This window comes from Streptomyces sp. NPDC007084 (assembly GCF_040703595.1).
Lineage (GTDB): Bacteria > Actinomycetota > Actinomycetes > Streptomycetales > Streptomycetaceae > Streptomyces.
Window position 1 is genome coordinate 17776 of sequence record NZ_JBEYFY010000043.1, and the last position, 14927, is coordinate 32702.

10 protein-coding genes are annotated in these 14927 nt (G+C 72.6%); 4 read left to right on the top strand and 6 right to left on the bottom strand.

Annotation, left to right across the window (positions count from 1 at the left end; all coding sequences use genetic code 11):
* Positions 1-103 precede the first annotated feature (103 nt).
* From AB0912_RS26800 to dnaK, 3 genes are all read left to right on the top strand, one after another.
* Positions 104-2197 carry a phage holin family protein gene (locus tag AB0912_RS26800; protein WP_366704076.1) on the top strand — a complete coding sequence of 698 codons (2094 nt, stop codon included), beginning with the start codon at positions 104-106 and terminating at the stop codon, positions 2195-2197.
* A gap of 178 nt (positions 2198-2375) precedes the next feature.
* Positions 2376-2801 carry an OsmC family protein gene (locus AB0912_RS26805; RefSeq protein WP_366704078.1) on the top strand — a complete coding sequence of 142 codons (426 nt, stop codon included), beginning with the start codon at positions 2376-2378 and terminating at the stop codon, positions 2799-2801.
* Positions 2802-2943: 142 nt separating this feature from the next.
* Positions 2944-4896 (top strand): molecular chaperone DnaK, encoded by a 1953-nt coding sequence (gene dnaK, locus AB0912_RS26810; protein WP_366704080.1) that lies wholly within the window; start codon positions 2944-2946, stop codon positions 4894-4896.
* Here dnaK and narI read toward each other — a convergent pair.
* The 6 genes from narI to AB0912_RS26840 form a co-directional block, all read right to left on the bottom strand.
* The gene (narI, locus tag AB0912_RS26815) at positions 4893-5615 is read right to left on the bottom strand and encodes a respiratory nitrate reductase subunit gamma (protein ID WP_366704082.1); all 723 of its coding nucleotides are present in this window, start codon (positions 5613-5615) and stop codon (positions 4893-4895) included. The two genes, dnaK and narI, sit on opposite strands and share 4 nt — an antisense overlap.
* Complete coding sequence (gene narJ / locus AB0912_RS26820) at positions 5612-6223, bottom strand: nitrate reductase molybdenum cofactor assembly chaperone (RefSeq protein WP_366704084.1); 612 nt, start codon at positions 6221-6223, stop codon at positions 5612-5614. The genes narI and narJ overlap by 4 nt, the downstream gene beginning before the upstream one ends.
* Positions 6220-7812, bottom strand: coding sequence for a nitrate reductase subunit beta (narH, locus tag AB0912_RS26825; protein WP_366704089.1), 1593 nt, complete (start codon positions 7810-7812; stop codon positions 6220-6222). The genes narJ and narH overlap by 4 nt, the downstream gene beginning before the upstream one ends.
* A complete protein-coding gene (locus AB0912_RS26830; protein WP_366704091.1) occupies positions 7812-11507 on the bottom strand; it encodes a nitrate reductase subunit alpha in 3696 nt (1231 codons plus the stop codon). The genes narH and AB0912_RS26830 overlap by 1 nt, the downstream gene beginning before the upstream one ends.
* A gap of 194 nt (positions 11508-11701) precedes the next feature.
* A complete protein-coding gene (locus AB0912_RS26835) occupies positions 11702-12565 on the bottom strand; it encodes a helix-turn-helix transcriptional regulator (protein WP_366704093.1) in 864 nt (287 codons plus the stop codon).
* Positions 12566-12680: 115 nt separating this feature from the next.
* Complete coding sequence (locus AB0912_RS26840) at positions 12681-13559, bottom strand: helix-turn-helix transcriptional regulator (protein WP_366704095.1); 879 nt, start codon at positions 13557-13559, stop codon at positions 12681-12683.
* 27 nt (positions 13560-13586) lie between these two features.
* Here AB0912_RS26840 and AB0912_RS26845 point away from each other — a divergent pair, with 27 nt between their 5' ends.
* Positions 13587-14657 (top strand): ADP-ribosylglycohydrolase family protein, encoded by a 1071-nt coding sequence (locus AB0912_RS26845; RefSeq protein ID WP_366704097.1) that lies wholly within the window; start codon positions 13587-13589, stop codon positions 14655-14657.
* Positions 14658-14927: the final 270 nt, after the last annotated feature.

Genomic DNA, 14927 nt, shown 5'->3' on the forward strand with positions numbered 1-14927 from the left:
GGGGGCTCAGACACCGGGGACTTCCGGGGTGGTCCGGGCGTTGTGACAGGGTGGGGAGCAGGCCGCGCGGACCGGGCGGGCCCGGACGTGAGGTGGACAGGACGTGGACGCAGGACGGTGGCGGCGCGTCGCCAGCGGGGTGGGACGGAGCATCGCCGTGTGGGCCGTGTCCACGGTCACGATGCTGGTCCTCGCCGGGGCGCTGCCCGACTTCCAGCTCCAGTCGGACAGCGGCGACAGCGCCACCCGGATCGCGGTCACCGCGGCGGCCGGCGCGGGCGTCTTCGGTCTGCTCTCCTCACTGGTGTGGCCCCTGCTGGTGCGGGCGCTGCTGCTCGTCCCCGCCCTGGTGCTCGGCCTGCTCGTCTTCTTCCTGAACGGCTCGCTGCTGCTGATAGCCCTGTGGGTCAACCCCTCCGGGCGGGGCGAGGCGGCCCCGGAGACCGCCGTGGTGGTGGCCGCCGTGATGTCCGCCGTCGCCTCCGCCACCGGCGGTGCCCTCGCCGTCCGTGACGACGACGCCTACCGGCGGCGGCTCTACCGGCTCGCCGACCGCCGTCGCAGACGCGCGGCCGGGAGAGCCGGCCCCTCGACGCCCGGAGCGGTCTTCCTCCAGCTCGACGGCGTGGGATACGACGTACTGCGGGAGGCGGTGGACAAGGGGCTGATGCCGACCGCGGCCCGCTGGCTCGGCGGACCGCGCCCCACCCACCGGCTCGTCGCCTGGCGCACCGACTGGTCCAGCCAGACCGGCGCCAGCCAGCTCGGCATCCTGCACGGCAGCAACCACGACGTGCCCGCCTTCCGCTGGTACGAGAAGGAGAGCGGCGAGGTGATGGTCTGCAACCGGCCGACCAGCGCCGCCGAACTCCAGCGCCGGGCCGTCGAGCGCACCGGGGACGCGGGCCTGCTCACCCTCGACGGCGCGAGCCGCGGCAACCTCTTCAGCGGCGGCGCCGACGAACTCGCCCTCGTGCTGTCCGTCGCCGCCCGCCGGGGCCCCGGCAACCGCTCGCGCGCCGGCTACTTCGCGTACTTCTCCGACCCCGCCAACGCCGTCCGCACCGCCCTGTCGTTCGTCGCCGAGGTCGCCCGGGAGATCGGCCAGTCCCTCACCGCCCGGCTCCGGCAGCGCAGGCCGCGCGTCAAACGCGGCGGCCTGTACCCGGTCATCCGCGCGTTCGCGACCGTCGTGGAGCGGGACGTCGTCGTCGCCGCGGTGATCGGCGACATGCTCGCCGGGCGCAACGCGGTCTACGCGGACCTGGTGGCGTACGACGAGGTCGCGCACCACTCGGGGCCGCGCGGCCGGGACACCGAGAAGATTCTGGAGCGGCTCGACCGGTCCCTCGCGCTGATCGAGAAGGTCGCCGAGCACGCCCCCCGGCCCTACCGGATCGTCGTGCTCTCCGACCACGGCCAAAGCCCCGGCGAGACCTTCCTGACCCGCTACGGCCTCACCCTCGGCAACCTGGTCCGGGCCGGCTGCGGCCTGCCCGTGCCCCGCAAGGCGCGGCGCACCCACAGCGGCGCGGAGGCCCGGACCGCCGTACGCGCCGCGCTGCGCCGGCCCGTGGAGGAGCGCGAGGAACGGGCGGAACGCGAGGAACGCCGGCGGCCGACCGGGCGCCGCTCGGAACCGGTGGTGCTCGCCTCGGGCAACCTCGGCCTGGTCTCCTTCCCGGACGTGCCGCACCGGATGACCCGCGAGGAGATCGACCGCCGTCATCCGGCCCTGCTGTCCACCCTCGCCAACCATCCCGGCATCGGGTTCCTGCTGGTGCGCAGCGAGGAACACGGCGGGGTGGTCCTCGGGGCGCACGGCGCCGAGGTGCCGGTCGACCTGCTCGACGACGAACACCCGGGCCCGCTGGCCGACTTCGGCCCCGGCGCCGCCGACGCCGTCCGGCGCACCCACTTCTTCCCGCACACCGCCGACATCATGGTCAACTCCTGGTACGACCCCGTCGAGGGCGAAGTCCTCGCCTTCGAGGAGCAGATCGGCTCGCACGGCGGCCTCGGCGGCGCCCAGTCCCGGCCCTTCCTGCTCTCCCCGGTGACCCTGTCCGCGCCGGTCGGCGAGGACGCCGAGCTGGTCGGCGCGGAACAGGTGCACCACGTACTGCGCGGGTGGCTGCGCGAATGCGAAGGTCCCCAAGTCCCCCTGGACGCACACGCGGACGAGCAGGCGGCCTGACCCCGTCCCGGAAACCGCCCGCCGCGCCCGCCCCGACCCCCTCCGCGCCCCCCTGCCGGTGAAATCCCGCACCCCGCCCGGCAGGTCGCACCCCCGTCCGTGGGGTGAGCCGGGCCCGGGTGTGATCGGATGGGGAACACGGACCCCGGCAACGGGACCACACGCGAAAGGAATCACCGTGGCTACCACGCGCACCGCACACACCGACTGGGAAGGCAACCTGCTCCAGGGCAACGGCGTCGTCACCTTCGACTCCTCCGGCATCGGCCAGCAGCCGGTGACCTGGGCGTCGCGCTCGGAGGACGCCAACGGCAAGACCAGCCCCGAGGAACTGATCGCGGCCGCCCACTCGAGCTGCTTCTCCATGGCGCTGTCGCACGCCCTCGCGGGCGCCGGCACCCCGCCCACCAAGCTCGTCACCAGCGCCGAGGTCACCTTCCAGCCCGGCGAGGGCATCACCGGCATCCAGCTCACCGTCGAGGGCACGGTGCCCGGCATCGACAACGACGCCTTCGTCGCCGCCGCCGAGGACGCCAAGAAGAACTGCCCGGTCAGCCAGGCCCTGACCGGCACGTCGATCACCCTGTCGGCGAAGCTCGCCTGACACCGGCGCACCGGTGCCGCGTCCCGCCCGCGGGGCGCGGCACCGTCGTGTCCGCTCCCCTCCGGCCGCCACGCGCCATTGACAAGCCGGTACCCGCGACTTGTGCTGGAGGGCGGCAGAACCCTTGCGGGAGGGGACGGACATGACACGTGCGGTCGGGATCGATCTCGGTACGACGAACTCGGTGGTGGCCGTCCTGGAGGGCGGTGAGGCCTCCGTCGTCGCCAACGCGGAGGGCGCGCGCACCACCCCCTCGGTGGTCGCCTTCGCCAAGAACGGTGAGGTGCTGGTCGGCGAGGTCGCCAAACGGCAGGCCGTGACGAACGTGGAGCGCACCGCGCGGTCCGTCAAGCGGTACATGGGCGACCCCGACTGGCGGTTCCCCGAGTCGGGCACCGTCGACGGGACCCGGTACCGCGCGCAGGAACTCTCCGCCCGGGTGCTGCAGAAGCTGAAGCGGGACGCCGAGGCCTATCTCGGCGAGGACGTCACGGACGCCGTGATCACGGTGCCCGCCTACTTCGACGACGCACAGCGCCAGGCCACCAAGGAGGCGGGCGAGATCGCCGGCCTGAAGGTGCTGCGGATCGTCAACGAGCCGACGGCCGCCGCCCTGGCCTACGGGCTCGACCGGGGCGAGGAGCAGACCGTCCTCGTCTTCGACCTGGGCGGCGGCACCTTCGACGTGTCGCTGCTGGAGATCGGGGACGGCGTCATCGAGGTCAAGGCGACCAACGGCGACACCCGGCTCGGCGGCGACGACTGGGACCAGCGGGTGGTCGAGCACCTGGCCCAGCGCTTCAAGGCCGCCCACGGAATCGACCTCGGCCACGACAAGATGGCGCTGCAACGGCTCCGCGAGGGCGCCGAGAAGGCCAAGATCGAGCTGTCCTCGTCCACCGAGACCACGGTCAACCTGCCCTACATCACCGCGACCGCCGACGGCCCGCTGCACCTGGACGAGAAGCTGACCCGGGCCCAGTTCCAGGAGCTGACCGCCGACCTGCTGGCCCGCTGCCGGGCGCCCTTCCACCAGGCCGTCAAGGACGCGGGCGTGCAGCTCTCGGCGGTCGACCACGTCATCCTGGTCGGCGGCTCCACCCGGATGCCCGCCGTCACCGACCTGGTGAAGGAACTCACCGGCAGGGAACCGCACAAGGGCGTCAACCCGGACGAGGTCGTCGCCGTCGGCGCGGGCCTCCAGGCCGGGGTGATCCGCGGCGACGTGAAGGACGTCCTGCTCCTCGACGTCACCCCGCTGTCCCTCGGCATCGAGACCAAGGGCGGCATCATGACCACGCTCATCGAGCGCAACACCACGATCCCCACCCGCCGTTCGGAGATCTTCACCACCGCCGCCGACAGCCAGCCCTCCGTCGGCATCCAGGTCTACCAGGGCGAGCGGGAGATCGCCGCGTACAACAAGAAGCTCGGCGTCTTCGACCTCACCGGGCTGCCGCCCGCCCCGCGCGGGGTCCCGCAGATCGAGGTCGCCTTCGACATCGACGCCAACGGGATCATGCACGTCTCCGCCAAGGACCTGGCCACCGGGCGGGAGCAGAAGATGACCGTGACCGGCGGTTCGGCGCTGCCCAAGTCCGACATCGACCGCATGATGCGCGAGGCCGAGCAGTACGCGGAGGAGGACCGGGGCCGCCGCGAGGCCGCCGAGACCCGCAACCACGGGGAGCAACTCGTCTACCAGACCGAGCGGTTCGTCCGCGACAACGAGGAACGCGTCCCGGACGAAGCGAAGACGGAGGTCGCCGCCGCGGCCACCGACCTCAAGCAGCTCCTCGACGACTCCTCCACCGACACCGCCGCGCTGCGCACCGCGATCGAGAAACTGGCCGCCGTCAGCCAGCGGATGGGCCAGGCCATGTACGCGCGCGCCGAGCAGCCCGCGCCCCCGGCCGACGAACCGCACCCCGGGCGGGCCGCCGACGAGGAGGAGGGCGTGGTGGACGCCGAGATCGTGGAGGACGACCGGGACCAGGAGCGGGACCAGGACCAGGACCAGGAGCGGGAGCGGGCCCGGACGCGGGGCCGGGGGGCCGAGGACGGCGCGCCGCGTGATCCGGACGACAGGACTTAGACGTCCGTCTTCTCCCAGCCGCGCCGGGCCGCCCGCGGTCCGAGCTGTTTCGGGTCGCGGCTGCGGTACACCACGTACGGCCGGACCAGGTACTGCACCGGCGCGCTGAACATATGGACGAGGCGGGTGTACGGCACCAGGGCGATCAGGACCATGCCGACCACCGCGTGGATCCGGTACAGCAGGGGCGCCCCCTCCATCAGCTCCGTCTTCGGCTGGAGCGTGAACAGGCTGCGCGCCCAGGGGCCGATGGTGTCGCGGTAGTTGTAGCCGTCGCCGGAGGCGTGGCCGAGCTTGGCGACCATGCCCAGCACGATCGCCGCGAGCAGGAAGACGTACATCACCTTGTCGTTGGCGGTGGTCGCGCGGAACACCGGGGAGTTGGTCCGCCGCCGGTAGACCAGCGTCAGGATGCCGGCCACCGTGAGGACCCCGGCCGCCGTCCCGCCGTACAGCGAGAACAGGTGGTAGGTGTGCTCGCTGACGCCCACCGCCCGCGTCCAGGACTCGGGGACGAACAGGCCGACCAGATGCCCGGCCAGCACGAACAGGATGCCGTAGTGGAAGACCGGCGAGGCGATGTTCAGCAGCTTCGACTCGTAGATCTGGGAGGAGCGGGTGGTCCAGCCGAACCGGTCGTAGCGGTGGCGCCAGACGAGCCCCGCCACCAGCAGGGCGAAGGCGACATAGGGCAGCGCGCCCCACAGCAGCGTCGTCATGATCGGTCTCCGGTGGTGGGGGCGAGCGTCGGGGACAGGGCGTCGCGCGGGACGGCGCTGAAGGGTTCGAGGCCGACGTCCTCGCGCGGCGGACCCGAGCGGGCCAGCGCCAGAGCCTCGGCGCGGTCCTTCGGGGACGGTCCGGGCAGCGCCGAGCAGACCGCGTCGAGCACGGACGCGTACGGGGTGCCGAAGTCGGTGAGCGCCATCCGCAGCAGCTCCAGGCCGCTGCGGTACTCCTGGAGGAGCCGGGGGCCGGCCTGTGCCGAGAACTCCAGCACCACGGGCAGGAAGTCCGGCAGTTCCTCGCCGGTGAACTCCATGCCGTGCTCGCGGTACACCTCCTTGAAGCGCACCAGGGACATTCCGCGCCGCCGGGTGTCGCCGTCCCGCCACCAGCTCAGGTACAGGCTGTGCCGGTTCTTGAAGTCGAAGACCCGGACGTAGTGCGCGGCCAGCTCGCGCGGCGGCTCGGCCGCCGCGTACGCGAGGAACTCCCCGAGTTCCGGGGCGGCTTCGCGCAGCAGCGGGAGGCCGGCGTGGAACGCGTCGTCGGGGTAGGCGAGAGCGCGCGCGGCGGCCTGGTACAGCACGGCGTGCCGGGTCACGTGTCCTCCTTGTCGCTCGTCTGCCGGTCGCGCAGCGTGTGGAAGTTCTCCACCGACACCAGCGGCAGCTGGGTACGGCCCGAGTCCTGGCCGAACGGGCCGTCGGCGCCCATGCCGGGGCCGCCCTCGTAATCGAGGCTGCACCCGTCGGGCAGCGCGGACTCCTCCAGGCGCCGGGCGTCGCCGACGGCGGCCGTCGGAATGACGTACCGGTCCTCGTACTTGGCGATCGCCAGCAGCCGGTACATCTCCTCGATCTCCTCGGGCGCCATCCCCACGGACGCGGCCACCGACGCGTCGGGCTCGTCGCCGAGGTTGATGGCCCGCATGTGCGAGCGCATCGCGGCGAGCCGGCCCAGCGAGGCGCGGACCGGCCCCACGTCCCCCGCGGTGAACAGCTCCGCCAGGTACTCCAGCGGGATGCGCAGTGTGTCGATCGCGCCGAAGAGGTTGTCCAGGTCCTCGCCGTCGTGCCCGGTCTCGGTGAGGGCGTCGACGACGGGGGAGAGCGGGGGGATGTACCAGACCATCGGCATCGTCCGGTACTCCGGGTGCAGCGGCAGCGCCACCCGGTACCGGCTGATCAGCGCGTGCACCGGGGACCGGCGGGCCGCCTCCACCCAGTCGTAGGGGATCCCGGCCAGCTCGGCGGCCCGCCGCACCTCCGGGTCCTCCGGGTCGAGGAACACGCCCAACTGAGCCTCGTACAGGTCCTGTTCGCTCGCCGTGGACGCGGCCTCCGTCACCTTGTCGGCGTCGTAGAGGATCACCCCGAGATAGCGCAGCCGCCCGACGCAGGTCTCCGAGCAGACGGTCGGCAGCCCCACCTCCACCCGCGGATAACAGAGCGTGCACTTCTCCGCCTTGCCGGTGCGGTGGTTGAAGTACACCTTCTTGTACGGGCATCCGGTCACGCACATGCGCCAGCCCCGGCACCGGTCCTGGTCCACCAGCACGATGCCGTCCTCGGATCGCTTGTACATCGCGCCGGACGGGCACGAGGCCACGCACGAGGGGTTCAGACAGTGCTCGCAGATGCGCGGCAGATAGAACATGAAGGTCTGCTCGAAGGCGAACCGCACCTTCTCCGCCGCCTCCTCGCGCACCCGCTGGACCATCGGGTCCAGGTCGCCGTGTTCCGGGGCGCCCGCCAGGTTGTCGTCCCAGTTCGAGGACCACTCGATCTTCATCGGCTTGCCGCTGATCTGCGAGACGGGCCGGGCCACCGGGAAGTCGTCGCCCAGCGGGGCGTCGGTGAGGTTGCGGTACTCGTAGGTCCAGGGCTCGTAATAGTCCTTGATCTCCGGGAGTTTGGGATTGGAGAAGATCCCGGCGAGCTTCTCGAACCGGCCGCCCGCCTTCAGCCGCAGCGCGCCGCGCCGGTTCAGCTCCCAGCCACCGCGCCACTTCTCCTGGTCCTCGTAACGCCGTGGGTAGCCCTGCCCGGGCCGGGTCTCCACGTTGTTGAACCACACGTACTCCAGGCCGTCCCGGTTCGTCCACGCCTGCTTGCAGGTGACCGAACAGGTGTGACAGCCGATGCACTTGTCGAGGTTCATCACCATCGCGATCTGCGCCATGACCCGCATCAGTACTCGACCTCCTGGTCGCGGCGGCGGATGACCGTCACCTCGTCGCGCTGGTTCCCGGTCGGGCCCAGGTAGTTGAAGGCCCACGACAACTGGGCGTAGCCGCCGATGAGATGGGACGGCTTGAGGATGAGCCGGGTCAGCGAGTTGTGGATGCCGCCGCGCTTCCCGGTGGTCTGCGTCTTCGGCACGTTGACCGTGCGCTCCTGCGCGTGGTGCATGTAGACCGTGCCGGCCGGCATGCGGTGGGAGACGACAGCGCGGGCGACGACCACGCCGTTGCGGTTGACGGCCTCGATCCAGTCGTTGTCCTTCACCCCGATCGCCTCGGCGTCCACCGGGGACATCCAGATGTTCTGGCCGCCGCGCGAGAGCGACAGCATGAACAGGTTGTCCTGGTACTCGGAGTGGATGGACCACTTGTTGTGCGGGGTCAGGTAACGGACCGTCACTTCCCGGTTGCCGTCCGGGCCCAGCCGCGGTTCCCCGAACAGCCGGTGCATGTCCAGGGGCGGCCGGTAGACCGGGAGGGCCTCGCCGAGTTCGTGGATCCAGTCGTGGTCGAGGAAGAAGTGCTGGCGGCCGGTGAGCGTGTGCCAGGGCTTGAGGTGCTCGGTGTTCAGGGTGAACGCGGTGTAGCGGCGGCCTCCGGACTCGCTGCCCGACCACTCCGGCGAGGTGATGACGGGGACCGGCGCGGCCTGGGTGTCCGCGTAGGTGACGCGCTTGCCCTCGTGCTCGGCGGCCAGGTGCGCCATCTCCTGTCCGGTGCGCTCCTCCAGGGTGTGGAAGCCCTGGGTCGCGAGGCGCCCGTTGGTGGTGCCGGACAGGGCCAGGATGGTGTTGGCGGCCTTCACCGCGGTGTCCAGCGCGGGGCGTCCGGCGGCCGGGCCGCGCCGGACCACGCCGTTCAGCTCCCCGAGGTGGGGGACCTCCTCGTCGGGCCTGAGCGTGATGCCCTTGGCGGGCAGCCCGAGCTTCTCCACGAGCGGGCCGAGCGCGGCGAACTTGGCGCCGATCGCCGTGTAGTCCCGCTCCACCACCGTCAGGTTCGGCATGGTCCGCCCCGGCACGGGTTCGCAGTCCCCGCGCCGCCAGTCCAGGACCACCCCGCCCGGCTGCGCGGTCTCGCCCGGGGTGTCGTGCTGGAGGGCGGTGGCGACCAGGTCCTTGCGCACCCCGAGATGGCCGACGGCCAGTTCGCTCAGCCGCTCGGCCAGCGCCTTGAAGGTGTCGAAGTCGGTGCGCGCCTGCCAGGGCGGGTCCACCGCCGGGGTGAAGGAGTGCACATAGGGGTGCATGTCGGTGGTCGACAGGTCGTGCTTCTCGTACCAGGTCGCGGCGGGCAGGACCACGTCCGAGAGCAGGGTGGAGGAGGTCTGCCGGAAGTCCAGCGACAGCAGCAGGTCGAGCTTGCCCTCCGGGGCCTGTTCGTGCCAGGTCACGTCCCGTGGCCGGACCTCGGGGCCCGCCTCGGTGGCCCGCAGCGACGAGTGCGTGCCGAGCAGGTGTCTGGTGAAGTACTCGGCGCCCTTGGCCGACGAGCCCAGCAGGTTGGCACGCCAAAGGGTCAGCACCCGGGGCCAGTTCTCCGGGGCGTCCGGGTCCTCGCAGGCGAACTTCAGTGAACCCGACCGGAGTTCGGCCACCGCGTTCGCGACCGGATCGTCCGTGGTGTCCGCCAGGTCCAGCGGGTTGCGGTCGAAGGTCGGGTACGACGGCATCCAGCCCGAACGCGCCGACAGGGCAAGGCAGTCGGCACCCGTCATGCCCTTGAAACGCCCCTCGCCGAGCGGCGAGGCCAGCACGTCCGCGGCGAACGTGTCGTAACGCCACTGGTCGGTGTTGAGGAACCAGTAGGCCGTGCCGATCATCTGGCGGGGCGGCCGGCTCCAGTCGGCGGCGCCCGCGAGCGTGGCCCAGCCGGTGACCGGGCGGCACTTCTCCTGCCCGACGTAGTGCGCCCAGCCGCCGCCGTTGCGGCCCTGGCAGCCGGTGAGCTGGAGCAGCGCGAGGAACGCGCGGTAGATGGTCTCGGAGTGGAACCAGTGGTTCGTCCCCGCGCCCATCAGGATCATGCAGCGGCCCCGCGACTTCTCCGCCGTGCGCGCGAACTCCCTCGCGATCTTCACGCACTTGGCGGCCGGGACGGAGGTGTGGACCTCCTGCCAGCCGGGGGTGCCGGGCGCCTCGGCGTCCTCGTACGAGGTGGGCCAGTCGCCGGGGACGCCCTCGCGGGCCACGCCGTACTGCGCGAGCAGCAGGTCGAAGACGGTGGTGACCAGCGGGCCGCCCGCCCCGCCGAGCCGCGTCGCCGGAACACCCCGGCGCAGTACGTCGCCGCGCCCCTGCCCGTGCTCGCCGCCCTCGGTGTCGAAGCGCGGCAGCAGCACCTCGACCCCGGCCGTCGCCTCATGCCCGTACAGGCTCAACCGGGGTTCGACCGCGCCGAGTTCGAGGTTCCAGTCGCCCTTGCCCGATTCCGTCCAGCGGAATCCGAGCGAGCCGTTGGGGACCACCGCGCGGCCGGTCACGTCGTCCAGGACGACCGTCTTCCACTCGGCGCCCTCCCCGTCCTTGCCCACCTCGTGCGCGCGCAGGAACTTCGAAGGGACGTAGGCGCCGTCCTTCTCGGCCAGCGTCACCAGGAACGGCAGATCGGTGAACTTCGCGACGTAGTCGGCGAAGAACGGCGTCCGCCGGTCGACGAAGAACTCCTTGAGGATCACGTGCCCCATGGCGAGGGCGAGCGCCCCGTCGGTGCCGGGGTGCGGGTGCAGCCACTCGTCGGCGAACTTCGCGTTGTCGGCGTAGTCCGGCGCCACCACGACCACCTTCTGGCCGCGGTAGCGGGCCTCGGCCATCCAGTGCGCGTCGGGCGTGCGGGTCACCGGGACGTTCGAGCCCCACATCATCAGATAAGCGGCGTCCCACCAGTCGCCCGACTCCGGCACGTCCGTCTGGTCGCCGAAGACCTGCGGGGAGGCGACGGGCAGGTCCGCGTACCAGTCGTAGAAGGAGAGCATCGGGGCGCCGATCAGGCTGTGGAACCGCGCTCCCGCCGCGTGCGAGACCATCGACATCGCCGGGATGGGGGAGAAGCCGGCGACCCGGTCGGGGCCGTACGTCTTGATCGTGTGCACATGCGCCGCGGCGACGATCTCGACCGCCTCGTCCCAGGTCGCCCGCACCAGGCCGCCCTTGCCGCGGGCCCGCTGGTAGCGGCGGCGGCGCTCCGGGTCGGCCTGGATGTCCGCCCAGGCGAGGACCGGGTCCTTCAGCCGCCCGCGCGCCTCCCGGTACATCTCCAGCAGCACACCCCGGATGTAGGGGTAGCGCACCCGGGTCGGCGAGTACGTGTACCAGGAGAAGGCGGCGCCCCGGGGACAGCCGCGCGGCTCGTACTCGGGGCGGTCGGGGCCCACCGACGGGTAGTCCGTCTCCTGGGTCTCCCAGGTGATGATGCCGTCCTTGACGTACACCTTCCAGCGGCAGGAGCCGGTGCAGTTCACCCCGTGGGTGGAGTTGACGACCTTGTCGTGGCTCCAGCGGTCCCGGTAGAAGGTGTCCGCCTCCCGGCCGCCGGCGAGTCCGATGCTGTGCAGGTCGGGCGCCGGGGTGCCGCGCCGGAAGTACCGCCCGGCGCGCAGCAGCGCGGCGCCCGGTTCCGTCGGCGGTCTCTGCGTGTCCGTCACTGCGCGCTCCCTCGGTCGCTCCTGCGTCGAACGTAGGGGCGCGGGCACCCGGCCACCCGGCCACGGGGGCCATACGGGTTGCCGCGAGGGCCGACCGGTGCATACGGGGCCTCACGCGCCGGACCTGGCATCCGGGGGGCAATCGGGAGCGGCCGGGGACAACCGCGTGCGGGCCGGCGGCGGGCCGGGCGGGATCAGAACCGCCGGCGGCACTCCTCCAGGATCTCCTTGGTGCGCTGCGCGGAGGCCGCCTGCGCCGTCATGTGGTCCAGCACCTCCAGGTGCAGGGCCACCTCCTCGCGCGCGTCGAGGTAGAGGGCGCCCGTCACGTACTCGCTGTAGACGACGTCCGGCAGTTCCGGCTCGGCGAACCGGAACAGCGTGAAGGAGGTGTACGTACCCGGGTGCGGGCCGCTCGCGAACTCCGCGACCTGGAGCGTGACATGGTCCAGCTCGACCCATTCGAGGAGCCGCGTCATCTGGTCGCGCATGACCTCACCCCGGATGCTCACCGGCCGCAGCAGGGCCGTCTCGTCCATGATGATCCACAGGCGGGGCGGGTTCGCCCGGGTCAGCAGCGCCTGCCGCTTCATGCGCAGCGCCACGTGCCGGTCGATCGCCTCGGGCCCGGTCTGCCCGACCGTCCCGGCCTCCAGCACCGCCCGCGCGTAGTCCTCGGTCTGGAACAGCCCGGGCACGAAGTGCGGCTCGTAGGAGCGGATGAGCTGGGCGGCGCCCTCCAGGCTGACGTGCATGCTGAACCAGTCCGGCAGCACGTCGTGGTACCGCTGCCACCAGCCGGGCCGGTTCGCCTCCTCGGCCAGCGCGACGAACGCGGCGGCCTCCTCGTCGGCCACCCCGTACGTCGCCAACAGCACCTGTACGTAAGGGATCTTGAGGGCGACCTCGGCCGTCTCCATCCGCCGTACGGTCGCCGGCGCGACCCGCAGGACCCGGGCCGCCTCCTCCCGCTTCAGGCCGGCCGCCTCGCGCAGTTCCGCCAGCCGCCGCCCCAGCACCACCTGGCCCACGGTGGGCGCGGGTCGCCGCTCACTCACGCCACGCCTCCCCACGCGCCGCCGAAGTATGCGTGCAGTGTGCCATGTCCGTGAAGAACCATCACGGGTCGGCCTCAACGGGGTTGTTCATCAAGGGATTTGTGGTGGGGAGGCGTCAGGGGAGCTGCCCGTGCAGGTACTTGACCGTCGCCGGGTCCGCGGGGAGGAACGTCTCGATGGCCAGTTCCGCGACGGTCACGTCCATCGGGGTGTTGAACGTCGCGATGGAGGAGATGAACGACAGGATTCGTCCCTCGTGCTCGATCCGCATCGGCAGCGCGAAGGCGGGCACCGGGCCGAGCGGTTCCTCGCCGGCGACGGTCCCCGGGTCCGCGTCCGGTACCGGGTCCGCGTCCGGTACCGGGTCCGCGTCCGGTACCGGGTACGCGGCGACCTCCTCGTACAGCGCGCGCAGCGGCTCGGAGCGGCTCAGCGCGATCTGCCGGTCCATCTGGGCGAGCAGATGGTCCCGCCACGCCCGCAGGTTGCGGATGCGCGGGGCGAGGCCCTCGGGGTGCAGCGTCAGCCGCATCGCGTTCAGCGGCGGCACCAGCAGCCGGTCCGGGACGCCGTCCAGCAGCAGGGCGATGCCCCGGTTCGCGGCGAGCACGTCGTACGTCGCGTCGACCACCAGCGCCGGATAGGGCTCGTAGCCCTGGATCAGCCGCTCCACCCCCTCGCGCAGGGCGTCCATCGCCGGGTCGTCCAGCGGGGTCTCCGGATAGCGCGGGGCGTAACCCGCCGCGAGGAGCAGGGCGTTGCGCTCGCGCACCGGCACGTCGAGGTGTTCGGCGAGCCGCAGCACCATCTCCTCGCTGGGCCGGGAGCGGCCCGTCTCCACGAAGCTGATGTGCCGCGCCGAGGAACCCGCCCGCAGCGCCAGCTCCAGTTGGCTCACCCGCCGCCGCTCCCGCCAGTCCCGCAGCAGCGGGCCGACACCGCTCTTGGCGGGGGCACTTGAGGGCGCCGCGGCACCGGGCGGGACAATGCTCATACGAGGACCGTAGTCGAGGAGTCACGCGTGAACGAGCCGGGGAACCTGTCCTGGGAGGCGGAGGCCCACTACCGGGCGCGGGTCCGCGGCGCGCTGCTGGGCGGCGCGCTCGGTGACGCCCTCGGCTACCCGGTCGAGTTCGACTCCCTGGCCGCCATCCGCGCCGCGCACGGCCCGCGCGGGGTGACCGGACCGGTCGCCGACGCGGCCGGGGCGGTCGGCCGGGTCAGCGACGACACCCAGATGACCCTGTTCACCGTGGAGGGCCTGCGGCAGGCGCACGAACGCGAGCGTCTCAAGGGCATCGGCGGCGGCTGGTCCCGGCTGGTCCGCCTCGCCTACGGGCGCTGGCTGGACACCCAGAGCGCGCCCGCACCCGCCCCGGACGTCCGGGGCGGACTCGCCGCGGAGCCCTGGCTGTACGCGCGCCGGGCACCCGGCAACGCCTGCCTGTCCGGGCTCCGCGAGCGCGAGTACTGTCCCGACCCGGCGCGCGAGCTGGGCCCTCCCGGCCCGGTCAACCCGGACTCCAAGGGCTGCGGCTCGGTCATGCGCTCCGCGCCCTTCGGGCTCACCCGGACCACCGCCGCGTCCGCGTTCGGCATGGCCGCGCGCTCCTCCCTGATGACCCACGGCCACCCCACCGCCTCCTACGCGTCCGGGGCGCTCGCCGCGATCGTCACCCACCTCGTGGCCGGGGACTCCCTGGAGGGCGCGGTCCTGCGCACCCTCCGGCTGCTGGCCCGCCACCCGGGCCACGAGGAGACCACGGCCGCGCTGGAGGCGGCCCTCGACCTGGCCGCCGAGGGCACCCCGAGCGCGGAGAAGGCCGAGTCCCTCGGCGCCGGCTGGATCGCCGAGGAGGCCCTCGCCGTCGCCGTCTACTGCGCCCTCGCCGAACCCCGGGTCCCGGACGCCCTGCTGCTGTCCGTGAACCACTCCGGCGACAGCGACTCCACCGGCTCCCTGTGCGGCAACCTCCTCGGCGCCCTGCACGGCGACCACGGGCTGCCGCAGCCGTGGCTGGAGCGGGTCGAGGGCCGCGCGACGATCACCGTCCTGGCGGACGATTTCGCGGCGGAGTGCGTTCGGCGGTGAGGGCGGTCCCGTCCGGGGGCCGGGCTCTCCCCCACGGGGAGGAGCGCCGCCGCCGTCCCGGGCGCCGGGCCCCCGGCCGGATGCTCGCGTGCGGGGAGTGAGTGCCCCCGCCCGGTGGGACACCGGAGGCTTCCCGCGCCGGGGAGGAGCGCCCCCGTCTCGTCCGGCGCCGGGCCCCGGCCGCTCGCTCCCGCGCCGGGAAAGGGCGCCGCGTCTCCTGCGGTGCCGGGCCCCGGTCGGTGGCTCCCGCGGCGGGAAGGGGTGCCCGCG